This window comes from Desertibacillus haloalkaliphilus (assembly GCF_019039105.1).
Classification (GTDB): Bacteria; Bacillota; Bacilli; order Bacillales; family KJ1-10-99; genus Desertibacillus; species Desertibacillus haloalkaliphilus.
Genome location: NZ_JAHPIV010000530.1, coordinates 1 through 341, shown reverse-complemented (window position 1 = coordinate 341; position 341 = coordinate 1). Strand labels below are relative to the sequence as shown.

The 341-nt window shown below is 45.7% G+C and carries 1 protein-coding gene; it reads left to right on the top strand.

The annotated features are described in order from the left end of the window. On the top strand, positions 1–172 hold a 172-nt coding region (locus KH400_RS23145), incomplete at its 5' end, for an HAD hydrolase family protein (RefSeq protein ID WP_217228641.1). Positions 173–341 lie beyond the last annotated feature (169 nt).

Genomic DNA, 341 nt, shown 5'->3' with positions numbered 1-341 from the left:
ACAAAATGATGTCACGATGATTGAGGCCGCTGGATTAGGTGTCGCAATGGGAAATGCTGTGCCTGAAGTGAAGGCAGTTGCGGACGTAGAAACGACGACACAAAACGCGGATGGTGTTGGTGTTGCCGTCGAAAAGTGGGTTTTGGGACGTGATGTACCAGAACTCGCTTAATTTGCGAAGAATAACATTTGCCGAAACGGCTGAAATATTGTAAGATAAGACATTGAGTAAGACCGCGAAAGGACGTGCAGTGATTTGGCATTAACACAATTTGACGGCCAAAATAAGGCTGAGCTTTCAATGATTGAAGTTGCTCGTGCGATTTTGTCTGACCGTCATG